A 22,536-nucleotide genomic window follows, 5' to 3' on the forward strand; every position below is an offset into this window, starting at 1 on the left:
GACATGTCCAAAACCGATAACACGAATGTGCGGCTGAGCCCCCCGCCACCCCAATTGATGCGGCTGGTCAACCCGTTGGTCCGGCGGGTCCTCACGACCCGGTCACTGGGGCGGCGCATCCGGCGCCAAGGGCTGATCGAGTTCACCGGCCGTCGTACCGGGCGCACCCTGCGGGTGCCGGTGTGCCTGCACGACGTCGACGGTCAGACGCTCGTGTTCACCGAGCGTCCGTGGCGGCGCAACTTCGCCGGCGGCGCACCCGTGACGGTCACCCACCGGGGCCGTGTCCGCCGGGGCCGGGCCCTGCTACTCGAGGCCACCCCCGCCGAGGCAGGCGCCGCATTCCGTGCCGCGCTCGACGACGGGGCCACCCCGTTCGAACTGGGCCTGAAGGTCCCGCGGGGATACGAGCCGACCGAAGCCGAACTGGCCACGATCGCCCGGTCACTGATCCGCGTCGACTACGACGACTGAGGAGAGTTCCCATGCGTATCAACAAAATCCGACGTGATATCACCGCTCTCAGCGATGAACTGGAAGTACCGGGGATCGGGCACCTACCGGTGAACGCGTACGTTCTGCACGCCGCCGAACCCGTCGTCGTCGACACCGGACTCAGCCTGCCCGGACGCGGCTTCATGGACACCCTGGGATCGGTGCTCGACCCCGCGGACGTCGAGTGGATCTGGCTGACACATCCGGACCGCGATCACACCGGCGCGCTGTTCGACCTGCTCGACGCGGCGCCGCACGCCCGCCTGATCACGACCTTCGCGGGCGTAGGCATCATGTCCTGCGCACGACCCGTGCCGATGGACCGGGTATACCTGCTCAATCCGGGTCAATCCCTCGACGTCGGCGATCGGACGCTGACGGCGCTGCGGCCCCCGCTGTTCGACAATCCCAGCACCGTGGGCTTCTACGACGACCGCAGCGGCGCCTACTTCTCGTCGGATTGCTTCGGGGCGCCGATGGAGAGCGCCGAACTCGCCACCGCCAACGACGTCGGGTACGCCACACCCAACGCCGTCCGTTCCGCGCAGCACCTGTGGGCCACCGTCGACAGTCCCTGGGTACACCTGGTGGACGAGACGAAGTTCCTGCCCACCGTCGCCGCGCTGCGCGCGCTCGACCCGCGATGGATCCTCAGCACCCACCTCCCCCCGGCGGACGGACGCACCGCCGAGTTTCTGGACATGCTCGCCGAGGCACCGAAGTCAGACCCCTTCATCGGGCCCGACCAGGCCGCACTCGAGCAAATGCTGGCAGGCTTCGAACCCGCTCGCTGAGAGTCCTCCGGGGTGGAGCACGACCATGGTCCAGCCGTCGTCGCGTCGTCCGGAGCCGGAGCAGGCCGCACACCGGATGTTCTCGCGAAGCCGGACGGCGCCGGCGCGATATCGAAATCGGGCGGGATCGAGATCGGCAGTATTGCGCCCGTATCGGCAGCTTCGTGAATTTCGTCGACGCCGACAACTACAACTCCGTCCCTTCGATAACCGGGTGGATCTACTCGCCGGACCGCGTATCCGATGACGACGGGCGGCTCCTCGTTTCCTGCCCACAGCGGCGGGCCCTGGTACGAGTTCGAATACTGGGCCGCCCTGCGGGGCGAACCCGGAGCCGCTTAGGGATCGATGACCGGGCAACGATCCGTTTTCGGAACGGCTCTCCTGCGGGGTTCGCAGCTGCCACCATAATCAGATGTACGAGTCGACGTTCGAGCTTGTCGACCGGTTCGCGGTCGCCCTCCCACGATACGAACCTTCCTGCCCGCACCCCCGACCCAGCACTAGTGTGGCGAGGACTTCGCCCGGCGCCGCCGCGCCGGCTCCGCACACACGTGAGAAGATCAGGCAGGTCGTACACGGACAGACGCGGTGCCCGACACCGTTCTCCACCACCACCGGTGTGCTCCCACCACGCCGTCATCCCGCGAAGCTGCAGTCGAGCTAGTGATGCCGTCCCCATTCCCGAGGTACCTGACTCCGGCCTCGAATGGCCCTCGGGGGTAGGGGACGCTCTGGCGTTCTACGTTTGAACAACGAGACGGGAGGGCACGGTGTCGCCGCGCAAGCTCGAGTCCGTGATCCTGCACCACGATGTCCTTAGGTTCGTCGACGTCGGAGCGGGACCGCCGGTGGTGCTCGTGCACGGCCTGCTCGGCTCCCATGAATCCTGGGCACCGCAAATCAGTAGGCTCGCCAAGAAGCATCGCGTGGTGGCACCCGACCTGTTCGGGCACGGCCAATCCGACAAACCCTCCGGTGACTACTCCCTCAGTGCCCACGCGGCCACCCTCCGCGACCTGATGGATCATCTCGGGATCTCCTCCGCCGCGTTCGTGGGCCATTCCCTCGGCGGCGGCATCGTCATGCAGCTGACCTACCTGTTTCCCGAGCGAGTCGACCGTCTGTGTCTGGTGAGCAGCGGCGGCCTCGGCCGCGAGGTGAGCGTGTTCCTCAAGGCGGCCACTTTGCCTGGCAGCGAACTGGTCCTGCCCCTCTTGGCCTCCGACCGACTTCGGCGCACCACCGAGAACATCCTCAAACACCTGGGCCGGCTCGGGCTGCCCGTGCAGCCCAGTCGCAGCGCCACCGAAACCTGGCGATCCCTCGAGACCGTGTCCGACAAGTCTTCGCGAGCCGCGTTTCTCGCCTCCACCCGTGCCGTCGTGGGACTGCGCGGACAGACGGTCAGCGCCAAGCAACACTTCTCGAAGTTCGAGTCGCTTCCCTCGCTGCTGGTATGGGGTGGCCGAGACAAAATGATCCCCGCCTCACATGCCGAGAACCTGCGCCGAGTCGTACCGGATAGTCGCGTCGAGATCTTTCCCCGCGCAGGTCACTTCCCTCAACTCGACGAACCGGAACTGTTCTTCCGCGTACTCGACGAATTCCTCGGTCCTGCTTCGGAATTCCCTCGGTGACACCGGTGCGGGCCCGGGCTGGCGGCTGCGGCGCGCGCAGCTTCGCGCTGGACAAGGAGTGGAAGCGCGCGGACGAGTCGACCCGGACTCGAAGTCACGTGAGACACAGCCGGGGCAGATCCGGAACAGCAGTCGCGAAAACCCTGACACCGACCCTCGAGGTCTCCGGCAGTCCGGGGCTCGGACCCGTGAGCACCGACGCGGCCCCGACCGCTACGTTGCGGTCAGCGGTGCGTGCTACAACACGGCGATAGAGCGCATCGCAGCGATTGTGGGGGCGGCGTCTGTGCGTCAGCTGCTGCGTTTGCCGGGGCACGCACCGCTGGTGGGTTGATGGTTGCACGATTCATCCCCGTGTTCGGTCCATGGAAAGTAGCATCGCCCATCGTGACAACAGTGGGCACATTGCCGATGGCCCTGCTGCGGCTGCAGTACCGGCTGGCTCGGATCCCGTTGCAGCTCGTCGAGGATCTCGCGGTCTCGCAGCTCGACGAGCAGGCACCGAGTCGGCTCGTCTACGAGCGGTTTCTCACCGGCTGCGACGCAGCCGCCGCGCACTGGCTCAGCGATGACGCCGCCCGGGAGCGCGCCGCTGACCTTCGGCGACATACAGCGGCGGTGCGGCTGCTCATCGCGCGAGAGCAGCACCGAATTCGGCACCGTGGCGTGATCCTGCTCGACGAGCAGCGTGAACGGTTCCTCCGTCGGCGAGGGCAGCAGCATCCCACCGACCGCGTGTGACTGCTTGACTGCGCTGAGGCCGCAGCTCGCTCGGCCCGGTCGGTGTTTTCGATGGGGTCGACCGTCCGGTGGGCGGAGCGACTATTTCGCGCGCACCAGGATGGCCGGCAGCGCTGGACCCTTCGGAGCAACCGTTTGTCTCAGGGGCGCCAGGGTGGTCGCCCGACCGGCGGGCTGTGCAGCGCAATGGCCGTTTCCGAATAGGCCGCTCGGGTACCCGTTCGAAGGACGAGGAGGTCTGAGGAAATGCCTGTTTGGGGATGGATCTTGATCGCGGTTATCGTCGTGATTGCCGTGGTGGCGGTCATCGTTGCGCGTTCGGTCAGCAGCCGTCAGCGGACGGAACGGCTGAGGGGACGGTTTGGTCCCGAGTACGAGCGGACCGTGGGAGAGGTCGGCAACCTCGACGCCGCGGAGGACGAGCTCACCGCCCGCGAACGAAAGCGGGAGAAGCTCGATATCGTCCCGTTGCCGCCCGAGGCGCAAGCGAAGTACGCCGACTCGTGGCGGACGGTGCAGATCGAGTTCGTCGACAATCCGTCCAGTGCGGTCGGGGCCGCGGACCGGCTCGTGATCCAGGTCATGCGCGAGCGCGGTTACCCGATCGACGACTTCGATCAGCGGGCGGCCGACATTTCGGTCGATCACCCGAAGGTGGTCGAAAACTACCGACGGGCGCACAGCATTTATCTGGCGCAGGAGCGGGGCGACGTCGGTACCGAGGATCAGCGTGAGGCGTTCGTGCACTATCGGGCGCTGTTCGAGAAGTTGCTCGAGACGGATGAGAACAAAGACAAGCCGAAGGAGACGCGCGCATGACCACCCCAGATCAGCAACCCGAGAGCACCAGCCCGACCAGGGGGACCGAGACCACGGATTCGACCGAGACCACCGGCTCGATCAGGACCGAGCCCTCGACCGGGACAACCGAATCGTCGACCGAGGCTCCCGGCCCTGCGGCCGAGAGCACCCAGCGGTCCACGGACGCCTCCAGTTCGCCGATTGCGGACCAGCGGGCGACTGATGAGCCGGTCCGCTCGACGGCGAACGCCCATCCGTCCGCGGAGGAGACCGAATCATCGGCTAATCAGACACTGTTCGCTGAGGACGAGTTGTCGGTCCTGCGCTTGCGGTGGGACGAGGTTCAGGCGGGCTTCGTCGACGATCCCAGAGAGTGTGTTCAGAAGGCCGATGGTCTCGTGTCCGATGTCGTCGATCGGATCACCACCGGATTCTCGGAGGCGCGTTCGCGGCTCGAGGAGCAGTGGGCTCGGGGCGAAGAGGGCTCGACGGAGGATCTTCGTCTCGCGCTCAAGCGGTACCGCGAATTCTTCCAGCGGCTGCTCGCACTCTGAGGAGCGAGGAGCAAGGAGCAAGGAGTCTGGCGTTCTCGGTCACAGGGCTAGAACGATTGGCGCGTTCGAAGAGTTCGTTGAGCACCGGGAAGTGAGACCGGTGGTTGGTGCGGGGATGGGGTGAGCTGATGGATGCGGCGCCGGCTTGTCAGATAGGTGGAATGAGTGGAATGAATTGCGGGAACCTGTGCTGGACATTGTGAGCGCCGGACCACCGACCACCCAGCTGCGGGTGAGCGCAGCCCTGGATCAGTTGCCGATAGTCCTGCGGCGGCGCGGACGTTAACCCGCCGACGCGCATTCGCGCTCGAAGAGATAGCGGAGGTCATCCACGCGATCGATGAGGTGGGCGCGATGTTGATCGATGCGGCGTCGATCGGGTCCCCACTGCTGTTCGTTCGTCGTCTCCGACTCTGTCTTTCTCATGACGAGTACCGTCACCTCGCACCGATGCCTTCCGCGGCACCCCGATCCGAGGTGGAGGGTGCTCGAGGCGTTGACCGATCGCGTGCTGACCACCGACCTTCCGGGGGAGTCGGAGGGCGAGTACGAAATCGTGGTCGGGTTCGTCACACGACGGCATGGGTGCACCTGAGACGGTCACCGCCCGCCGCGGCACACCTCACTCTGGTCTTCCCTTCCCCTAGGGGTGGGCCGCCGGTGAGCCCGGATGGTCTGGTCGTAGGGGTGCTCGTGTGCGGTCAGGAGCAGGTGGTCGAACCGGGCAACGGAACGCCGCGGGGGAGGGTCGCCTCGGCGGTGAAAGCGTCGACGAAAGGCTCGGCAAGGGTGTGAAGTGTGGCGTGGGTCTGCTGTGAGTGCAAGGCGAGGATGCCGAAGACTCGTTCGGGGGAGAGGCCGTAGGCGAGCATGAGCGCACCCTTGGCCTGTTGATCACCGTCCGGGTTGCTCGAGTTCGGCGACCGCGTGGGTGAGCGCGGCGTCGACGATCAGGGACAACGCTGCCCCACTCCTACCGAATTTCTGACCTGAGCTCTGGTTCTCCGGCGTAGCGGTCGCCCGTGGAGTCGGGCGGGGTGGATGGATTTCGGTGGGGTGTGCGGGTCTACTCGTGGGGTTGGGGGTGTTCGGTGAGTTGGTGTCGGAGGTGGTCGCGCATCTGGTGCGGGCTGAGGGCAGTGAGGTGGGTGAGGATTCGGGTGCCGGTGCAGGTGGTGTCGGCGAGGAGGGCGAGGAGGAGGTGTTCGGTGCGGATGGTGTGGTGTCCGAGTAGGGAGGCTTCTCGCAGGCTTTGGGCGAGGGTCTTTGTCAGGGTCGGGGTGAAGGGGGGTCCGGCGCATTCGGTGTCGGTGTTGGGGTAGGCGGGGATCTCGTCGAGGGCGCTGTCGATGTGGGGGCCGGTGATCCCCCAGTCGGTGAGGGTGGCAGCGGTGGGGCCGCCGGCGGCGTGGATGCCGGTGAGGAGGTGTTCGGTGCCGAGGTGGTTGTGGTGGTGGGTTCGGGCCGCGTCGGAAGCGAGCACGACGACGTGGCGTGCTTGATCGCTGAATTTGTCGAACACCGTTGATCACCCTCTCGGCGCGAGCCCTGCGGATGGGTGGAGCCGTCGCCTTCCAGTATCCCCGTGTGGTGTGGCGCTGAGCCTGCAAGGATGCGCCCCGTGATCTCGGTGCGCCTGCAGGCGTGGGGAGGCGCCGTGCGGGCTATGTGGGATCGCATGGACCACGGCGCGTGCAGCCGACCCGATAACGAGTCCGCGACGTGATCGGTTTCGTTCGGGGACTGGTATTGCGGAGGGTGCCCGCCGCAGGTGTGCGAAGCCCGGGGACGGGCGGATTCAGGTCCGCAAACTGGACGGGCAACGGAGTCGTTGCACCAACTCGTTGCCCGCGGCAATGATTGACGGCTCCGACCATTGCGGAGCGGTCATGCCGACGCTGACAGACCAGGCCTTTTTGGGGCGTGTCAGGTGGCCAGCCACAGGCGTCGCCGCGCGACGGCCTTCATGCGCTCGAGCAGGTCGGGGCGCAGGGGAGTGGGCGGGGACAGTTCCAGATACTCGGCCAGGTGCCGGAAGAACGCGGCGGCGTCCATGCCGAAGTCGGCCATGATCGTCTCGGCGGGCCCACCGCCGAGGGGCGCACCACCGCACTTCGAACGCGACCACCCGATTCACCCGAGCGGCTTCCACGGTCATCGCCGTGTCTGCGACGGCCGTGCGGCGCCCGCATCCATGGTCCCGACCTCGCCGCCGCGGTCGCCGCGCGCCTTGCAATCGAGGTAATGCTTGATCCACGCGGCCGACCACCCGGACGGCGGGGATGGGTGGGGAGACGGATTCGTCAGGCGAGGAGGCGGGTTCGTCATGGGGCGATGCCTTTCCGGTCGAGTCCTGTCGTGGCAGGGACGGCGGCGAGGGAGCAGTGCACCGAATGGGGTCGGTCGAGCATCGGAAACGTCGGTGCGTGTTCTGCGGTGACAGCAGGGTGGGCGAGTGCTGCGTGGAATGCGTCGGCGACGGTGTCGAAGCAGGACACCGCCGTGCTGAGTCCGAGTCGGTCCAGGGCGGAGTGCAGATCGGCTGGCTCGGTATCGTGATCGCGGTTCCGGCACTGTGGCTGGTCGCACACACCGGCACGCAGGCCGGACCCGTGCTGTCGGCCGCCGCCCTCGACGGCCTCATCGCGGGACTCGGGATTGCGGTGCAGTATGTGGCGTTGGCGCAGGCCGGCGCGGGGTCAGGATTGTGGCCCGTGGCCGCTGGGCGGGTTGCGGCGATCCTCACCATCGCGCCGCTGCTGCCGAGTTCGGGAGGCGCACACATCCGGTGGTCCCTGGTCCCGGCGTTGGCCGCCGGGTTCACGGGCGGCAGCGGCACTGGCGCTGATCGCGTATCTGCTCGCCGCGAGGGAGCAACTCGCCGTGGTCGCGGTGGTGGTGTCCTACCTCTACCCGATCGTCCCCGTACTGCTCGGCGTCACCGTCCTTGGAGAACGCCTCATCCCGAGACAGGCAGCCGGGTTACTCGTCGCCGCGTCCGCGGTCACCCTTCTCGCCACCAGCTGACCCTTTCGAGCGCACCCATTGCGCCGCCCACACGGAGGGCGACGGCGGCCGCGCCCCTCGAGGGGAGTGGGTTGACATCAGCGTTCGGCGCCACCACTGGCCCGCGGGTGCCGGCGGTCTCTTGGGCCGTGCCATCGAACGTCGCTTCCGCTGTGTGGCAATGGGGTTGGGGTTGGTCGTCGGCATGTCACCGCGGTGGTTCACGGGAGGTTCGACGAGATTCGGGTCGAGCATCGGTCGAGCGTTGTTTGCTCTCGGACGGGCACCGGATCAGTCCTGGGCGGCAAACCGCTTGATGACGAAATTCATCCCTGTGCTGGGTCGCGGGCCGGCACGGCCTACGTCCAGGCGCCTCGTAGGCGAGTGCGGCGCGGTGATAGCTGTACCCCGTGCAGCGGACTACTGTGCCTTGCGAGTGCGAGAGTCCGCTACCGCTCTTGTCTCGAGAAGGCAATCAACGGGCCAGTGCCTCCAGGTAAGTCAGGAGGGCGGTGATCGCGATGGTCAGTCCGATCGCGATCGTTCCCGCTCGTTCATTGTTGTCGGCACTGTTCGCGGCCATCGGTGCCCCTTCCGTCCGTACTTCGTCACTCCGGTTCGGCAACCGCGGTGCGGTGCGCGCGTGTCATGGTGAGAACGGGTTTGTCCGTGCACCTGTGGAAGCGTCTCGGTGTCCCTGGCACCAGACGCCCGAGGTTGATGGTGATGGGGTAATGCCGGCGTGCGTCGTTGGTGTACGCCGGCATCTCGGGGTTGGGGTACGTGTGCTTGACCGGGTCCGGTCAGTGCTCGCCCACCCGTTAGGTGAGGTTCTGGGTGTAGAACTCGGTCAGCTTGTCGAACGGGATCATCTCGGCCCGGTCGTAGAGGTCGACGTGACCGGCACCGGGCACGATCACCAGTTCCTTGCGGTCCCCGGCGAGGCGGTAAGCCTCTTCGGTGAACTCGCGCGAGTGCGCGTTTTCGCCGGCGATGAACAGCATCGGGCGGGGTGAGATGGTCTCGATGTCGTTGAACGGGTAAAAGTTCACGAATTTGACGTTGCTCGACAGTGTCGGCTGAGTGGTGGTGTCGGGGCTGTTCCCGCGCGCGGTGCGGTAGAAGTCGTAGAACTCGCGTTCGATCGGGCTGGATTGATCGGTCAGCTGCTCGGGTGTGCCGCCGGTGTATTCGGTGGGACCGCCGGTGAATTCGACGTCACGCTGGGCTGCGGCTCGGGCCAGGGCGGCTTTGCGCTGATCGGGGGTGACCGAGTGGCCCAGCCCGTTGCGGGTGGCACCGCCCATGTCGTACATGCTGACCGTGGCGACGGCCTTGATGCGGAGGTCGATCTTGGCGGCGCTGATGACGAAGCTGCCGCTGCCGCAGATTCCGAGCGCGCCGATGCGTTCGGTGTCGACGAAGGACTGGGTGCGCAGGAAGTCCACGCCGGCACTGAAGTCCTCGGTGTAGATGTCGGGGGCGACGGCATTGCGGGGCTCGCCGGCGCTCTCGCCCCAGAACGACAGGTCCAGCGAGAGCGTCACGAAACCCTGCTCGGCCATCTTGGTGGCGTAGAGGTTGGCGCTCTGTTCCTTGACCGCACCCATCGGGTGCCCGACCACCATGGCTGCGTTCTTGGTGTTGCGGTCGAGGTTCCTGGGAACGAACAGGTTGCCGGCGACCTCTATCTGGTACTGGTTCTTGAACGTCACCTTCTCCATGGTGACCTGGTCGCTGGTGTAGAAGTTGTCGGCGCCGTGGGACAGATCGCCGGAGGCCAGGTTCGCCACCGGCGACACAGGGGCGGCCGAGGAGGAGCAGGCCGAGGCGGCCAGGACGGCGAGCGTGGCGATACCGGCGCCGGCCAGCTTCATCGAGCGGCGAGTGCCTCGCCGTGTGCGGAGGGTGTTCATCGTTGTCGTGCTCCTGGTGGTGGGTGTCGTGTCAGAGGGTGAGCAGGGTTTTGATGGCGCGGCGCTCGTGCATCACCTGGTAGCCCTCGGCCGCCTGGTCCAGCCGGAGGGTGAGGTCGAAGACCTTGCCGGTCGATCTCGCGGCGCCAGATCAGGTCGATCAGCTCCGGCAGGAAGCGGCGGACCGGTGCGGGGCCGCCCATCAGATGTCGTTTGGGGTGGTCAGGTTGCGGTGATGGTGAGGGTGTCGGTGCCGTCGGCGTCGGTGATGGCGTCGAGTCCGGTGTCGATCTCGCCGATCATCACGATCCCGTGATCGGGAATCGTGAACCCGTCTTCGCGGTAGTAGATGGCCAGGTCACTGCTGGGTGCCCAATAGCCGAGTTGTCCTGCCCGGTAACTGCTCTGGCCCTGACCGTCGGCGAGTGTGCGAGGCAGCGGTCCGGCCTTCTCGCGGCCGCCGAGGTCGTGCAGGGTGATCGTGACGGGTAGCAGGGAGGCGAAGTCTCGGGCCGTGGCGTTGTCGTAGAGTCGTGCGCTCGCCTCCGCCGCGCCGATCCTCAACCGAATCTGCATGACTGGTCCTTCCTGGCCAGGTTGCGGCGTCGCGGGTTGCGCGGTCGGTGACGCCGGCGGCGAACTGCTTGCGGCCGAGTCCGATGTGCTCGCGCAGGCGGTGAGCCCGGCGACGACTGTGACGGCTGTCGTGAGGACCACCAGCCCGGTGATCATGGGACGCATTGTTTTTCTCCTGTCGATACCGGTGTTCAGCCGCGCTTCAGCTCACGGACGTGGGCACCCGCAGCGTCTCCTCGGAGGGACGGGGCGGCGGATTCCCGGCCGCGGGACGCGCCCAGGTGGTGGACAGCAGAGCGATCGGTATCAGCCCGGTGGCCGTGATCGCGGCGCCGAGGACCGCCGGCCCGAGCACACCCAGTGACGTCGACAGGGTGGTCGCGGCCAACGCAGATCCGGCGGCGGTGCCGAGGTTGAAGGCCGCGGTCGCCAGCGACGACGCCAGCCGGGAGCCATGTCCGGCGAATCGCAGGGTCTGGGCGATCAGCACCGGGTTCGCCCCGAGCCCGGAGGCACCCAGGACGACGATCACACCCACCACGATCGCCGAGTGGCTCGCGGTCGCCGCCAGGATGAGCAGCAGAACCGAGGTCAGTGCTACCGCCGCGGCGATGGTCGCCAGCGGCCACCGGTCGCCGATCCGACCACCCAGCGCGGTCCCCACCAGGGCACCGACGCCGAAGCCGGCGAGGACCAGCGGCACCAGCGCGGCGGAGATGCCGGCGCGGTCGGTCAGCAGAGGGCTGATGAAGCTGTAGGCGCCGAGGAACCCGGCCTGCGCCAGCGTGATCGCACCCAGCACCGCCCATACCCGCCACGGCCGCACGGTCGAGATCTCCGAGCGCGCCGACACACTCAGCGTGTCCCCGGTCGCGGTGCCCGGAGCGAACCGAAGAACGGCGACGATCGCGGGGATGGCCAGCATGGCCAGCATCCAGAACGGGCCCCGCCACCCGGTGTACTGGCCGGCGAAGGTGCCCAACGGGACACCGGCGACCACGGCCAGGCTCAACCCGCCCGAGAGCACTGCCAATGCCCGCGCGCTCGCCCCGGGGCCGGCGACCGCGGCCGCCACCACCGCGCCGGTCGCCCAGAACGTGCCGGTCGCCAGCGCGGTGAGGACGCGGGAGGCGGTGACGACGGTGAACGAGTCACTCACCGCCGCTACCACGTGCCCGGCGGAGAACACTGCCAGCGCCCCGACCAGTGTGGCCCGGGCGGGCAACCGCAGCGTGGCCAGCGCCATGACCGGTGGGCCGATGATCATGCCGACCGCGAACGCGGTGACCAGCAACCCGGCCCGGGCGAGGTCCACACCGAGGTCGGTGGCGACATCGGACAACAGTCCGGCAACCATGAACTCGGTCGTGCCCATCAGGAAGATCCCGGCCGCCAGCACATACACCAGCACAGGCAGGCCAGTGCTGGTGCTCGGTTGGACAGGCGTTCGCGTGGTCATGGCACCTCGTCGATGTCGAAGGGTTCGGTCGCAGAGCACCTCGTGCTCGCAGCATCCATGCAACGCGGTCAGCCGCCCGTGTGGGAGGAGAAGATCAGGGGGGTGCTGGCAGCACCCCCCTCACAGCACCTGGCAACCGGCTTCCCGCGGGTCGTAGCCTCGGGTGTGTGGAGTCCACCAACCGAGTCGCTGAGATCGGCCAATTCCTGGCGTCGCGGCGGGCCAAGATCACCCCCGAGCACGTCGGGCTGCCGGTTTACGACGCCGCCAAACGCCGCGTCCCCGGTCTGCGCCGCCAAGAGGTCGCCACCCTGGCAGGGCTCTCGGTCGACTATTACACCCAGATCGAACGCGGCAAGGTCACCGGCGTCTCCGAGTCGGTGCTCGACGCCATCGCGCGTGCCCTCGAACTCGACGAGGCGGAACGGTCCCACCTGTTCGATCTGCACCGCAGCGCCCTCACCCGCCCGCAACGCGTTCGCTCACGCCGCACCACCAAGGCGGTGCGGCCGATGGTGCAGCGACTCCTCGACGGCTACACCGGGCCCGCATTCGTGCGCAACGCCCGCCACGACCTCGTCGCCGCGAACCGGCTAGCCTACGCGTTCTATTCGCCCCTCTACCCGGACCAACTGCACCCCGACCCCAGCAAGGCGGTCAATTTCGTCCGGTTCTGCTTCCTCGACCCCCGCGCCCACGAGTTCTACCCCGACTGGGACCAGATGGCCGACGGCGCAGTCAACCTGCTGCGCACCGACGCCGGCCGCGACCCGTACGACCGCGGCATCTCCGACCTCGTCGGTGAACTGTCCACCCGCAGCGACGAATTCCGGGTCCGCTGGGCCAAGCACAATGTGCGCCTGCACTACACCGGCACCAAAACCTTCCACCACCCCGTCGTCGGTGACCTCACCATCGATTACGAAACAATGCCGTTACCCGCCGACCCCGGCCTGGTCCTGACCCTCTACAGCGTCGACCCAGGCAGCCCGTCCGCCGACGCCATGACCCTGCTCGGCAACTGGGCCGCCACCACACTCGCAACCACGGCCGCAGCCGAGCAGCCGACACACAGTACCGGCGAATAGCTCTTCGGCGACTCCACCCGTGTCGGAAGGACGACTATGACGACGATTGCAATCATCGGGGCCGGCCGCGGCTTGGGCGCGGCGACGGCCAGACGTTTCGGGCGTGAGGGATTCACGGTCGCACTGATATCGCGGACCCAGGACAACGTCGACCGTCTCGCGGCCGAGCTCGCCGAGCACGGGGTGCAAACGCGTGGATACGCCGCAGACGTGCAGGACCGGCCGACGCTGGCCGGCGCGCTCGAGCGGGCAGCCTCCGAACTCGGCCCGATCGAGGTGCCGCAGTACAGCCCGGTCCCTCGCAAGGACTTCCTGCGCCCGGTACTGGAGACGACGGCCGCCGACCTCGTCGCTGCCGCCGAGTTCTCCATCCTCGGCCCCGTTATCGCCGTCCAACAAGTGCTTCCCGGGATGCGACAGTTGGGACGCGGGACAATCCTTTTCGTCAACGGTTCCAGCGCCGCGACACCGAACGTTAACGTGGCGGGCACCTCGATCGCCTTCGCCGGTGAATCGGCCTATGGCGCAATGCTCCACGAAGTTCTCGCGCCGAAGCGTATTCACGTCGGGCAGCTCATTATCCCCGGCGCAATCGGCGGCGGGGACCCGCTCTACGCCCCCGATGCCCTAGCCGATCGGATCTGGAACATCCACGCCCAGCCAGGCCCCTTCCGAACCACAGCCGGGCACGGAGGGACTGTCCGGTAATCGGTTGATCTGAGTCTGGCCGACACGCCGAGCTTTGCTTGGCGGGAAGGCGGAATCATGACCGAGACACTCGATCCTATGGATCAGACGAAGATCGATCACCAGAAGTTGGCGCAGCAACTGCTGGCGCAGGCCAAGGCTGACGGCGTGGAACTGGTCGGACCGAACGGACTACTCAACCAACTCACAGCGAACGTGCTCGAAACCGCTCTCGAAGCAGAGATGGAGGAGCACCTCGGCTACGAGAAACACCAGATCGAAGGAAGAAATGGAGGGAACTCCCGCAACGGCAGACGAGCGAAAACGGTGCTGACGGAGATCGGACCGGTCGAAATCCAAGTACCCCGTGATACCGATGCCTCGTTCGATCCCCAGATCGTCAAGAAACGACAGAGACGGCTCACCGGTGTCGACGAGATCATCTTGTCGCTCTCATCGAAAGGCCTCACCACAGGTGAGATCGTCGCCCATTTCGATGACGTCTACGGCGCCTCGGTGTCGAGGGAGACGATCAGCAAGATCACCGACAAAGTCCTCGCGGAAATGGCCGAATGGTCCGTCCGGCCCCTAGACCCGGTGTACCCGGTGATCTTCATCGACGCCATCCATGTCAAGGTCCGGGACGGTCAGGTCACGAACCGGCCGATCTATGTCGCGATCGGCGTCACCGTGAACGGGGAACGCGACATCCTGGGGCTATGGGCCGGTGACGGTGGAGAGGGCGCGAAGTTCTGGCTCGCCGTCCTCACCGAGCTCAAGCATCGAGGTGTCGCCGATGTGTGCATTGTGGTGTGTGACGGACTGAAGGGCCTGCCGGACACGATCACCGCGGTGTGGGATCGAACGATTGTCCAGACATGTGTGATTCATCTGCTCCGCAACACGTTTCGGTACGCGTCCCGCAGATACTGGGACGAGATGTCACGGGATCTGCGACCGATTTATACCGCTGCCAACGAGGCTGCCGCACGGGAGCAGTTCGACGAGTTCACCGGCAAATGGGGCTCGCGGTATCCGGCGATCATCCGGCTCTGGCAGAACGCCTGGACGGAATTCATTCCCTTCCTCGACTATGGAGCCCGTCGCAGAATGCGCGTTGAGAGAACGGGTGGAGCAGTCGAGTCGATTTTCTCGTTTGCTGCCGATTCTGAGGTGGCCGACTCGTTCCGGCTGGCGCGTTCAGCTGGCTGTTGCTCGGTGGATCTTCATCAGGTTGAATGCGCTGGCCGCGAGGTTGAGCTCGCCGAGGGCGCTGTTTAGACCACGGCCGGAGAATCGGTCGAGGACCTTCTTCAGGTTGCCGATGCCGGGTTCGACGGTGGCCCCGCGGCGTTTGTAGAGACGGGATCCTTCTGGTGTCCGTAGCCGGTGCGACATCGCCTGTCTCGGGCTCGCGCCTTCCGGAGGTGGTCCTGTCACGGGCTGTTCTATGACCGCTTTCGCGTGGTCGCGTGTCTTGTTCAGCGCGATTAACCGCTCTGGTCCGGGCGCAGAAAGGTTGCTGTCACTGCAGTACCCGGCGTCAGCGAGGACGACACCGATGATGTGTTCGGATCTGCCGGTATCGGTGTGAAGCATCGCGGCGGCGCGCCCACTTGCCTCCATCATCGGTACAAGGGATGCAATGTCATTGGGACTCTGACCAATCTGTACGGCCGCGATGATTTGATCGCTGGTGACGGCGAGTTGAGCGTTGTAGCCCTGGAGGTATCCGCGCCTGGTCGGCATTAACCGTGATTGTGGATCGGTGGTGTTGGCCACCGTCTTCGGCAATACACGTTTGGCCGGCTTCGTGGCGGAAGCTGTGTGTTCGGCTGCCAGTGCGGCTTCGACGACTCGTCGGGCGCGGATGATTCGTGAGTGCTGTTCCGATGGAACAGGTGGGGTGCCCATCGGTTTCTTCCCCGCGGCGATCAGTGCGGCACGCCGTTCGAGTTTCGACTGGTGAGTAGCGACTTCACGTGCCAGGTGGGCGCGTGCTTCCGCGAGCCGGTGCGGTCCGTCAGGGATACGACCGACCACAGGTTCACCCGCTCGAGATTTCGCCAACCGTGCCCGTGCCGCTGCATCGCGCTCATCTTCGTTGTTGCGCTGGCGTTTCAATTGTGCGGCCACCTCGTCGGCCGCTTGACGGATTCGCCGTGCACGACTGCTCTGGTCCATCAGCCGGGCAGGAACCCGATCATCGTCATCATGTGCACGCTGTGCAGCGCGGATGTTCTCGGTGGCGTCGGTCTGTTCGGCTTCGGCAACCATGCGAGTGACCTGCTCGCTCAGCCACTCATGCCCGCGGTTGGCGTCGATCGATGCGTTCGCGGCGATCTTGGTGCCATCGATTGCGACCGTTCCGAAGTGCCCTAGTGTCCTGAGTCTTTAATTCTGGCGCAGTAGTGTGCGATGGAGTCGAGGATCTGGTCGGCGGTCTTGACCCAGACGTAAGGTCTGGGGTTGTCGTTCCAGGTCTCGATCCATGCTCGGATGTCTTTGTTGAGCTGTTGGACCGAGGTATGGGTGGAGCGTTGGAGCTTCTTGGTGGTCAGTTCGGCGAACCAGCGTTCGACGAGGTTCATCCACGATGAGCTGGTCGGTGTGAAGTGGATGACGAAGCGCGGGTGCGCGAGGAGCCATCGTTTGACCGCGGGAGTCTTGTGGGTCGATGCATTGTCCATCACGAGGTGGACATCGAGATCGTCGGGCACCTGAGCGTCGATCTTGCGAAGAAATGCGATGAATTCTTGTGCGCGGTGGCGTGAATGGAGTGATCCGATCACCTTCCCTGAGGCGATGTCTAGAGCGGCGTACAGGCTCGAGGTGCCATTGCGGACGTAGTCGTGACTGGCGCGTTGCGGGGTGGTGGGAAGCATCGGGAATATCGGTTGGGTCCGGTCCAGTGCTTGGATCTGAGTTTTTTCGTCGACGCAGAGCACCAGAGCCCGCTCGGGCGGGTTCATGTACAGGCCGACGACGTCACGGACCTTCTCGGTGAACAGTGGATCCTTCGACAGTTTCCACGAGTCTTGTTTGTGCGGGGCCAAACCGAACGCGCGCCACACTCTCGAGACCGTCGATTGCGAAATATCGAGATGCTCTGCCATTGATCGTGTGGACCAGTGTGTGGCATTCTTCGGTGTCGTTTCGAGGGTCGAGGTAATCAGATCCTTGATCTTGTCGTCGTCGATCGTCCGCGGACGGCCCGGGCGTGGTTCGTCGAGCAACCCGTCGCATCGGTCCTCGACGAACCTGTCGCGCCACCGCCGCACCGTGCCTCGGTTCAACCCCAACCTCTGCGCCACTTCGGTATTCGATCCACCATCGGCGGCAGCGAGAATGATTCGCGACCTTACTGCCAAACCTGCAGCGGTCTTGCGTCGCCGCGACCACCCCTCGAGTTCTACGCGTTCGGCCTCGGTCAGCACAATCTCCGTCGGTCGCGGACCACGAGTTGCCATGACCAATCTTAACAACCGATCGCTTATTTATGACTCAAGACACTAGACCGGCGTGGCCGGCGATCATCAGTACCTGCGTGAACAACCCGGTGAACGCGTCCTGGCATTCGGCGCGGAACCGGGCGATCGTGCAATGGTCGGGGACGTCTTGCGCGCACAGCACCCGGAACGCGACATCGGTCGAGCACAACCTTTCAATCTGCCGCGAGGATCGAATCCCTCTGCAGTAGGCATAAATCAGAAGTCCCAGCAGCATCCGCGGGTCGTAACCGGCCGCGCCCACCCCACCACGGCGACGACGCCGGTCGAACTCGTGGGTATCGAGCACGTCGATCGTCTCCAACAGAAACCAGACAAGATGATCCGCAGGAAGCCATTCCCGCATATCCGGAGGCAAAAGGAACACCTGATCGCGCAACACCGGACGATATCCCTTGGCCATACCCAATTTTCCCAGACGAGCGTCACGATCAGTCCCGACGACACGCATTCTGCAACAGGCTCCATGACGTCGAGATCAGGCGTGTCATCTGCTCGACGAATGCCATCGAGAGCCTCAATGCTCGGTACCGGCGGGCGATCCGGGCACGCGGGCACTTCCCAACGGACCAATCGGCTCTCAAGTGTCTGTATCTCGCGACCCGGGCGCTGGACCCGACCGGGAAGGGCAGAGCACGATGGGCAATGAGGTGGAAGCCGGCACTGAACGCATTCGCGATCACGTTCGAGGGCCGGCTCACCCCGAGTGAGAACTAAATCGATGTGCCAGAGTCAGATCCACCGAATATCTGATAGTCCCGGTCGTCGAGATCGACCGGCCTATAGGTAGCGATGCGTGATGCACGTTTGTCGTCGAGCCGCTCCCATGACAGCTCCAGTCCGAGCTTGGTCTGCCAGGAGGCGGCGTCGGCAGCGAATTCGTCGAACAGGGCGTTGTTGACATCGCGGTTGTAGGTGTCGATGTAGGCATCGACGCGCAGGCGGCCGTCGCTGACGGTCAGGTCCCAGTTCCCGAATGGTCCGGAGGCGAAGGAGATCCAGTTGCCTTTCCCCGGTGTCGGAACAGAGATGGCGGGCTGGCGGGTGTTCGCGTCGGTGAGGATGTCGGTGAACAGGGCTTGCCGGGCGGCATTGACCGGAGTGCTCACGCGGGCTTCGGCGGCGCTGCCGGCGGTCTTGACCGTTTTCTGCCAGTCGTTGGGGCGCGAGACGATGTCGAAGACCGGCGCCGGGGGCCCGTGGCCGATCTGCACGATGCCGACCTCGACCCCGAAGAAACCGAGTTCGCTGTCGGTGCGTTCGTTGAGCCAGTCGAGGGCGCTGCGGAATTCTTCCCGGAAATTGGGGGCGACCCAGATGACGGTGGAGGCGTCCAGACCGGAGGCGTAGACGAGGCATTGCCCGAGGTGTCCGTGGTCGGTGCGTTCGAGTTGGTTCTCGATGACGACGGAGCGGTCGTTGCCGTCCTTGGCGTGGATGTCGAGGCGGAAGTCACCGATCCGGACTTCGGTGTCGACGACGATCAAGGACATGCCCAGGGCGTCCGCGAGAACGTCGATGTTCTCGGCGAGCCAGGGGGTGAAGTCCCCGGACTCGGAGGTCCACACCGACCTGGCGTCCGCGATCGGGCGCAGCCTACCCAGGTTCTTGCTGTCGAGTTCGTCCATGTCGACTCGCCCCACTTCCGCGCACGGTCCTTCGCTGTGGGGTCAGCGTACGGCCGACCGACCGGTGTCGGCGCCGAGTTCATGGCCGGAGGTGGCCTGTGTGTGGTGCAGATAGAACGCCGCCACGCACGGACAGCGGCGTCCGCGGTCACCAACGCCCCTTTTCGCGGCATCGGTGCCCTGGGGTGCGGTATGGATGCTGTGCGGCGTAGTCGTCCACCGCCCCTTGCCGCCGCGGTGGACGAGGGGTTCTGGCGCGTGACTTCCCGCGGAGCGGGTCATATTCCCTGGGCGTTCGATGAGGGGCGTGTGGGTTGGGCGGGCCGTCGGAGGTGAGGGTGAGTGTCCAGTCGCGGCGTTCGGTGACGGCGCGGTGGAGGTGCTGCGCCCAGCGGCGGCGTTCGTCGCCATTGCGATCGTGGGTGATGGTGATTCGCCGCGTCCACCTTTCGGGCAGCCCGCGGTCGTTGATCGCCAGCCCGATGACTACCCGAAGATCGGGATCGGGCGCTCCGGTGACCCCGATGCGGCCGGGTTCGCCGCCAATCTCTATCCGGGCCCCGAGCACCGCGGCGACCACTTCGGCCACCTCGAGCACGGACTGCGCCCCGACCACGTCGATGTAGTCGACTTCGGTCATCTCGGTCCTCCATTCCGTGCCGGCGGGCCCGTCTACCGCCGGCACCGTGGACCGAATCACATCACGCACCTCGGTGGGTTGGTTCGAGTGGCACCGGCGGCCCATGCATCAGCAGACAGGAACGGGTTGGGTTTCACCGGTAGGGGTCGGGGTGCACGCGCCCACGGCTACCGAGCACACCGTGCATTGCGCGTTATGCGAGGAGCGGCCCGCGGTGCGCCAACCCCCCGCCGGTGACCTACGACGGCGCCCCCGTTCTGGTCTTCTCGTTGCCGCCCAACCGGGATTCGGGCCGGACGGAGGGCGGGAGTGGTGCAATGAAGGTGTGCGACGAGGTGAGTGAGCGATGAAGCAGGTCCTGAAGGCGGTGCTGGTGTGCCTGGTCGTCGGCGCCGCAGTGCTGGCGGTGTGGACGGTCGCGTCGCGACCACACCCGCCCGAGCCACCGCGCCCACTGCCCGATACCGCGGTCATGGTCCACGGCCGGCCGACGACGTGCAGTGAACTCTTCGGGCAGCCCTGTGATTTCGGGTTGCAGTCCGCCTTCAACCGGTGGGGGCCCGGCCTCGACCCGTTCGTCGATTCCGGGGTCCTGGGCCCGTACGCCGAGAGGATCGGGTTCGTGGCGTCGGCGAAGCTGAGTCTGGAGGCCTGCGCACTGTCGCACACCACCGGAAAGACGGTCCTCGAATTCGTCGAACAGGCGCAACGGCAGCACCCGGACGCCGGCAGCCCCGAGTTGTTTCCGTTCTGGAACCGGACCCGGCAAACCCTGTGCCCCCTGTGACCCGCACCGTCGACCACGGCACGGCGTCGGGCGAGGGTGACGCCGCCTCACTTGTCGCAGGCGATACCGTCCTTGTCCCGGTCGAGTTTCGTCGAGTAGCCGGGCTCGCCTTGGTAGATCGGCGCAGCGCCGGCTGCTTTTGCGTCGGCGCAGGACGCGTAGCTGACCGATGATTGCGGGGCGGCCGGGATCACGGCGGGGGCGGGCGGGGGAGCAACGGCCACGGTTGTCGTGGGCGCGAGCGGGGCGATCGGCGGGGCGACGGCCGCCGATGTGGTCATCGGCAGGGCGGCGGTGGTCGTGGCGGGCGCCGCGCTGGTGGTGGTCGTGGGCCGTGCGGTCGATGCGTCGACCAGCCGGGCCACCGAGGCCGTGGTGGTGGTCGACGTGCTGCTGGACTGCGCGCCGCCACCGCAGCCGCTGATGAGGGCGGAGATGGCCAGCGCTGCCATCCCCAGGGTTGTCTTCTTCATTCCGGCATGACATCAGGCAAACAGGACGTTCGGTATCCGCTGAGTGGCCGACAGACGACGAAGAAGGGCGCTCCACGGACCGAGTATGTCGTTGCATTTGTTTCGATTGTTGCGTATATTTCGTTTAGGAGGTGTGGGATGTCCGCAGCACATGATCAGCCGACCGTGGTCGAGCAGGAGCAGGCCCGGCAGGCCCTGCAGTTGCTTCGTGACGTCGAGCCGGCGGGGGAGACCCTCGATGTGACCGTGGCCGGCACCGCGGAGTCGGTGCATCTTCCTCGGGCGGCGCTCGATCTGATCCGGGAGGTGTTGGCGAATATGGCCGCGGGGCAGGGGGTCACCGTGGTCCCGGCGTACGCGGAGCTGACGACCCAGCAGGCTGCGCAGATGCTCAATGTCTCGCGCCCGCATGTGATCAAGCTCCTCGAAGAGGGGTATATCGAGTACCGGATGGTCGGCCGGCATCGCCGGATCCTCGCATCGTCTTTGCTCGCCTACCAGCGGACGCAGCTGGGGGCCTCGCGTGCCGCCGCGGACGAGCTGGCGGCCCTGACGGAAGACCTCGGGCTGTACTGACTGACCTTCACCGTGCTCTACGACGCGAATGTGCTGTACCCGAATGTGTTACGAGATGTGCTGATCCGGCTCGCGCAGACCGGCCTGGTGCACGCGCGGTGGACGGATAGGATCCTGGACGAGACGTTCGAGAACTTGGCCGAAGACCGCCCGGACATCCCGACTGGGACGTTGACGAAGCTCCGGGAGCTGGTGAACAGGGCGGTACCGGACTCCCCTGGTCACCGGCTACGAGACACTCATCCCCGCACTCACGCTGCCGGATGAGGACGACCGGCATGTGCTGGCCGCGGCGATCCGCGCCGGCGCCCAGATCGTCGTCACCGCGAATCTGCGGGACTTCTCCGACGCGGAGCTGGCGCAATTCGGCATCGAGGCCAAACATCCGGACGAGTTCGTGATGGATCTGTTCCACCTCGACGGGGTCCGGGTCCATCAAGCGATCAGCGCGACGGCAGCGGCCTGGCGTCATCCACCCGGGACCCCGGCCGACGTGTGCGACCGCCTCGCGGCGGCGGGGCTACCTATTTCAGCGGCCGCGCTCCGCCGCTGAGCGGCGCCAACGACCACTCCGGTGGCGACCGCTGTTGCCACTCGGTGGGTGTGGACCCGGACCGTTAGGTGCTCGGTCCTGTTTCGGCGCCCGTCGGCCAGTTGTTGCTGCTTTGGAAGTATTGGGTGGCGTCGGGTTGGTCGGTGTATTCGAGGAGGTTGCCGACGTGGGCGGCGAGGACGTCGCGGACTTGGGCTGGTGTGGCGAAGAAGAATTCGCGGCGTAGGTTGGCGTGGTTGAGTCGTTGCCCGGTGAACGCGTTGTGCATTGCGTTTTCGAGTGTGATGGCGTCGTCGGAGAAGTAGAGGGCGTGGGTGTCGAAGGGGAAGGGCACTGAGGCGCTGCCGAGTTCGCGGACCCGGTCGGTGGGGTCGAGGCGCCGGGTCATGCCGATCGTGACGACGTTGGGTCCGAAGGCGCCTTGGTTGCTGATGACGTAGACGTAGCCGGCGCGGATGTTGGCTTGGCGGTAGTCGTTGTCTTCGATCGCCCGGTCCAGGTCGGCGAGCTTGTCGAGGATCCGCTGCTTCTCCTGCGGGTCGGCGGCGTCGAGGGAGGTGAGCACATTCTGGTAGTGGGCGCGTTCCTTGTCGAGTTTCTCGCGTTGGGCGGC

The 22,536-nt window shown here is 66.0% G+C and carries 26 protein-coding genes and 3 pseudogenes; 14 read left to right on the plus strand and 15 right to left on the minus strand.

What is annotated here, in order from left to right; genetic code table 11:
- The first annotated feature begins 3 nt into the window (after positions 1-3).
- The 6 genes from JVH1_RS23645 to JVH1_RS23670 all read left to right on the plus strand — a co-directional run bounded on the left by JVH1_RS23645 (position 4) and on the right by JVH1_RS23670 (position 5,025).
- Positions 4-474, plus strand: coding sequence for a grhN (locus tag JVH1_RS23645; protein WP_237735142.1), 471 nt, complete (start codon positions 4-6; stop codon positions 472-474).
- Between the two features lie 11 nt (positions 475-485).
- On the plus strand, positions 486-1,289 hold the full coding sequence (locus JVH1_RS23650; RefSeq protein WP_009475437.1) for an MBL fold metallo-hydrolase: 804 nt from the start codon (positions 486-488) through the stop codon (positions 1,287-1,289).
- A gap of 773 nt (positions 1,290-2,062) precedes the next feature.
- Positions 2,063-2,929, plus strand: coding sequence for an alpha/beta fold hydrolase (locus tag JVH1_RS23655; protein WP_009475435.1), 867 nt, complete (start codon positions 2,063-2,065; stop codon positions 2,927-2,929).
- Between the two features lie 411 nt (positions 2,930-3,340).
- Positions 3,341-3,670: a hypothetical protein gene (locus JVH1_RS23660; RefSeq protein ID WP_020476798.1), complete on the plus strand. Its 330-nt coding sequence runs from the start codon at positions 3,341-3,343 to the stop codon at positions 3,668-3,670.
- Positions 3,671-3,916: 246 nt separating this feature from the next.
- On the plus strand, positions 3,917-4,489 hold the full coding sequence (locus JVH1_RS23665) for a hypothetical protein (RefSeq protein WP_009475433.1): 573 nt from the start codon (positions 3,917-3,919) through the stop codon (positions 4,487-4,489).
- Positions 4,486-5,025, plus strand: a complete 540-nt coding sequence (locus tag JVH1_RS23670) for a hypothetical protein (RefSeq protein ID WP_043779288.1) — start codon at positions 4,486-4,488, stop codon at positions 5,023-5,025. Before JVH1_RS23665 ends, JVH1_RS23670 begins: the two co-directional genes overlap by 4 nt.
- A 282-nt stretch (positions 5,026-5,307) precedes the next feature.
- On the opposite strand, the gene JVH1_RS23675 is transcribed toward JVH1_RS23670, so the two are convergent.
- The 4 genes from JVH1_RS23675 to JVH1_RS23690 all read right to left on the minus strand — a co-directional run bounded on the left by JVH1_RS23675 (position 5,308) and on the right by JVH1_RS23690 (position 7,095).
- Positions 5,308-5,451, minus strand: coding sequence for a hypothetical protein (locus JVH1_RS23675; RefSeq protein ID WP_009475430.1), 144 nt, complete (start codon positions 5,449-5,451; stop codon positions 5,308-5,310).
- Positions 5,452-5,726: 275 nt separating this feature from the next.
- Positions 5,727-5,897: an ANTAR domain-containing protein gene (locus tag JVH1_RS23680; RefSeq protein WP_009475428.1), complete on the minus strand. Its 171-nt coding sequence runs from the start codon at positions 5,895-5,897 to the stop codon at positions 5,727-5,729.
- Between the two features lie 194 nt (positions 5,898-6,091).
- Entirely contained in the window at positions 6,092-6,547 is a 456-nt protein-coding gene (locus JVH1_RS23685; RefSeq protein ID WP_009475427.1) for a Clp protease N-terminal domain-containing protein, read from the minus strand.
- Between the two features lie 404 nt (positions 6,548-6,951).
- A complete protein-coding gene (locus tag JVH1_RS23690) occupies positions 6,952-7,095 on the minus strand; it encodes a hypothetical protein (RefSeq protein WP_009475426.1) in 144 nt (47 codons plus the stop codon).
- A gap of 813 nt (positions 7,096-7,908) precedes the next feature.
- Between JVH1_RS23690 and JVH1_RS23695 the strand changes: the two genes are divergently transcribed.
- Positions 7,909-8,052 (plus strand): putative membrane protein, encoded by a 144-nt coding sequence (locus JVH1_RS23695; RefSeq protein ID WP_009475424.1) that lies wholly within the window; start codon positions 7,909-7,911, stop codon positions 8,050-8,052.
- Between the two features lie 800 nt (positions 8,053-8,852).
- On the opposite strand, the gene JVH1_RS23700 is transcribed toward JVH1_RS23695, so the two are convergent.
- The 4 genes and pseudogenes from JVH1_RS23700 to JVH1_RS23715 form a co-directional block, all read right to left on the minus strand.
- Positions 8,853-9,947, minus strand: a complete 1,095-nt coding sequence (locus JVH1_RS23700) for an alpha/beta hydrolase (RefSeq protein ID WP_009475421.1) — start codon at positions 9,945-9,947, stop codon at positions 8,853-8,855.
- Positions 9,948-9,978: 31 nt separating this feature from the next.
- Positions 9,979-10,156: pseudogene (locus tag JVH1_RS23705) on the minus strand (IMP dehydrogenase); the annotation flags it as partial.
- Positions 10,157-10,169: 13 nt separating this feature from the next.
- Positions 10,170-10,679 carry a cyclophilin-like fold protein gene (locus JVH1_RS23710; RefSeq protein ID WP_157173967.1) on the minus strand — a complete coding sequence of 170 codons (510 nt, stop codon included), beginning with the start codon at positions 10,677-10,679 and terminating at the stop codon, positions 10,170-10,172.
- 46 nt (positions 10,680-10,725) lie between these two features.
- Positions 10,726-11,982, minus strand: coding sequence for an MFS transporter (locus JVH1_RS23715; RefSeq protein ID WP_043779286.1), 1,257 nt, complete (start codon positions 11,980-11,982; stop codon positions 10,726-10,728).
- Between the two features lie 167 nt (positions 11,983-12,149).
- Here JVH1_RS23715 and JVH1_RS23720 point away from each other — a divergent pair, with 167 nt between their 5' ends.
- The 3 genes and pseudogenes from JVH1_RS23720 to JVH1_RS23730 form a co-directional block, all read left to right on the plus strand.
- On the plus strand, positions 12,150-13,070 hold the full coding sequence (locus JVH1_RS23720) for a helix-turn-helix transcriptional regulator (protein WP_009475418.1): 921 nt from the start codon (positions 12,150-12,152) through the stop codon (positions 13,068-13,070).
- Between the two features lie 36 nt (positions 13,071-13,106).
- The gene (locus JVH1_RS23725) at positions 13,107-13,778 is read left to right on the plus strand and encodes an SDR family NAD(P)-dependent oxidoreductase (RefSeq protein WP_371113029.1); all 672 of its coding nucleotides are present in this window, start codon (positions 13,107-13,109) and stop codon (positions 13,776-13,778) included.
- A 57-nt stretch (positions 13,779-13,835) separates the two neighbouring features.
- Positions 13,836-14,906, plus strand: a pseudogene (locus tag JVH1_RS23730) (IS256 family transposase); the annotation flags it as partial.
- Between the two features lie 51 nt (positions 14,907-14,957).
- Here JVH1_RS23730 and JVH1_RS23735 read toward each other — a convergent pair.
- From JVH1_RS23735 to JVH1_RS23745, 3 genes are all read right to left on the minus strand, one after another.
- Positions 14,958-16,034 (minus strand): transposase, encoded by a 1,077-nt coding sequence (locus JVH1_RS23735; RefSeq protein WP_371113030.1) that lies wholly within the window; start codon positions 16,032-16,034, stop codon positions 14,958-14,960.
- Between the two features lie 101 nt (positions 16,035-16,135).
- Positions 16,136-17,227 carry an IS630 family transposase gene (locus JVH1_RS23740; RefSeq protein WP_043783116.1) on the minus strand — a complete coding sequence of 364 codons (1,092 nt, stop codon included), beginning with the start codon at positions 17,225-17,227 and terminating at the stop codon, positions 16,136-16,138.
- A gap of 34 nt (positions 17,228-17,261) precedes the next feature.
- Entirely contained in the window at positions 17,262-17,717 is a 456-nt protein-coding gene (locus JVH1_RS23745; protein WP_371113031.1) for a transposase, read from the minus strand.
- Between JVH1_RS23745 and JVH1_RS23750 the strand changes: the two are divergent.
- Positions 17,666-17,983 (plus strand): annotated as a pseudogene (locus tag JVH1_RS23750) (transposase); the annotation flags it as partial. The gene JVH1_RS23745 and the pseudogene JVH1_RS23750 overlap by 52 nt on opposite strands.
- On the opposite strand, the gene JVH1_RS23755 reads toward JVH1_RS23750, so the two are convergent.
- A complete protein-coding gene (locus JVH1_RS23755; RefSeq protein ID WP_009475412.1) occupies positions 17,980-18,909 on the minus strand; it encodes a DUF4268 domain-containing protein in 930 nt (309 codons plus the stop codon). The pseudogene JVH1_RS23750 and the gene JVH1_RS23755 overlap by 4 nt on opposite strands.
- Positions 18,910-19,042: 133 nt before the next feature.
- Positions 19,043-19,534: a hypothetical protein gene (locus JVH1_RS23760; protein WP_009475411.1), complete on the minus strand. Its 492-nt coding sequence runs from the start codon at positions 19,532-19,534 to the stop codon at positions 19,043-19,045.
- Between the two features lie 346 nt (positions 19,535-19,880).
- On the opposite strand from JVH1_RS23760, the gene JVH1_RS23765 reads away from it, so the two are divergent.
- A complete protein-coding gene (locus JVH1_RS23765) occupies positions 19,881-20,321 on the plus strand; it encodes a hypothetical protein (RefSeq protein WP_009475409.1) in 441 nt (146 codons plus the stop codon).
- Between the two features lie 47 nt (positions 20,322-20,368).
- Here the strand turns inward: JVH1_RS23765 and JVH1_RS23770 are convergent, their stop codons facing one another.
- A complete protein-coding gene (locus JVH1_RS23770; RefSeq protein WP_009475408.1) occupies positions 20,369-20,794 on the minus strand; it encodes an excalibur calcium-binding domain-containing protein in 426 nt (141 codons plus the stop codon).
- Between the two features lie 138 nt (positions 20,795-20,932).
- Here JVH1_RS23770 and JVH1_RS23775 point away from each other — a divergent pair, with 138 nt between their 5' ends.
- The gene (locus tag JVH1_RS23775; RefSeq protein ID WP_009475407.1) at positions 20,933-21,370 is read left to right on the plus strand and encodes a helix-turn-helix domain-containing protein; all 438 of its coding nucleotides are present in this window, start codon (positions 20,933-20,935) and stop codon (positions 21,368-21,370) included.
- Between the two features lie 280 nt (positions 21,371-21,650).
- The gene (locus JVH1_RS23780) at positions 21,651-21,923 is read left to right on the plus strand and encodes a hypothetical protein (RefSeq protein WP_009475405.1); all 273 of its coding nucleotides are present in this window, start codon (positions 21,651-21,653) and stop codon (positions 21,921-21,923) included.
- Between the two features lie 64 nt (positions 21,924-21,987).
- Here the strand turns inward: JVH1_RS23780 and JVH1_RS23785 are convergent, their stop codons facing one another.
- Entirely contained in the window at positions 21,988-22,488 is a 501-nt protein-coding gene (locus tag JVH1_RS23785) for a GIY-YIG nuclease family protein (RefSeq protein WP_009475404.1), read from the minus strand.
- Between the last annotated feature and the right edge of the window lie 48 nt (positions 22,489-22,536).

It is taken from the genome of Rhodococcus sp. JVH1, assembly GCF_000280725.2.
Taxonomy (GTDB): Bacteria; Actinomycetota; Actinomycetes; order Mycobacteriales; family Mycobacteriaceae; genus Rhodococcus_F; species Rhodococcus_F jostii_A.

Coding starts and splice junctions, on each gene's coding strand:
- JVH1_RS23760 (WP_009475411.1), bottom strand. CDS start 19,534: ATGACCGAAGTCGACTACATCGACGTGGTCGGGGCGCAGTCCGTGCTC.
- JVH1_RS23665 (WP_009475433.1), top strand. CDS start 3,917: ATGCCTGTTTGGGGATGGATCTTGATCGCGGTTATCGTCGTGATTGCC.
- JVH1_RS23675 (WP_009475430.1), bottom strand. CDS start 5,451: ATGAGAAAGACAGAGTCGGAGACGACGAACGAACAGCAGTGGGGACCC.
- JVH1_RS23725 (WP_371113029.1), top strand. CDS start 13,107: ATGACGACGATTGCAATCATCGGGGCCGGCCGCGGCTTGGGCGCGGCG.
- JVH1_RS23765 (WP_009475409.1), top strand. CDS start 19,881: ATGAAGCAGGTCCTGAAGGCGGTGCTGGTGTGCCTGGTCGTCGGCGCC.
- JVH1_RS23715 (WP_043779286.1), bottom strand. CDS start 11,982: ATGACCACGCGAACGCCTGTCCAACCGAGCACCAGCACTGGCCTGCCT.
- JVH1_RS23680 (WP_009475428.1), bottom strand. CDS start 5,897: ATGCTCGCCTACGGCCTCTCCCCCGAACGAGTCTTCGGCATCCTCGCC.
- JVH1_RS23650 (WP_009475437.1), top strand. CDS start 486: ATGCGTATCAACAAAATCCGACGTGATATCACCGCTCTCAGCGATGAA.
- JVH1_RS23690 (WP_009475426.1), bottom strand. CDS start 7,095: ATGGCCGACTTCGGCATGGACGCCGCCGCGTTCTTCCGGCACCTGGCC.
- JVH1_RS23670 (WP_043779288.1), top strand. CDS start 4,486: ATGACCACCCCAGATCAGCAACCCGAGAGCACCAGCCCGACCAGGGGG.
- JVH1_RS23660 (WP_020476798.1), top strand. CDS start 3,341: ATGGCCCTGCTGCGGCTGCAGTACCGGCTGGCTCGGATCCCGTTGCAG.
- JVH1_RS23770 (WP_009475408.1), bottom strand. CDS start 20,794: ATGAAGAAGACAACCCTGGGGATGGCAGCGCTGGCCATCTCCGCCCTC.
- JVH1_RS23645 (WP_237735142.1), top strand. CDS start 4: ATGTCCAAAACCGATAACACGAATGTGCGGCTGAGCCCCCCGCCACCC.
- JVH1_RS23735 (WP_371113030.1), bottom strand. CDS start 16,034: ATGGTTGCCGAAGCCGAACAGACCGACGCCACCGAGAACATCCGCGCT.
- JVH1_RS23775 (WP_009475407.1), top strand. CDS start 20,933: ATGTCCGCAGCACATGATCAGCCGACCGTGGTCGAGCAGGAGCAGGCC.
- JVH1_RS23700 (WP_009475421.1), bottom strand. CDS start 9,947: ATGAACACCCTCCGCACACGGCGAGGCACTCGCCGCTCGATGAAGCTG.
- JVH1_RS23710 (WP_157173967.1), bottom strand. CDS start 10,679: ATGATCACCGGGCTGGTGGTCCTCACGACAGCCGTCACAGTCGTCGCC.
- JVH1_RS23745 (WP_371113031.1), bottom strand. CDS start 17,717: ATGCGTGTCGTCGGGACTGATCGTGACGCTCGTCTGGGAAAATTGGGT.
- JVH1_RS23740 (WP_043783116.1), bottom strand. CDS start 17,227: ATGGCAACTCGTGGTCCGCGACCGACGGAGATTGTGCTGACCGAGGCC.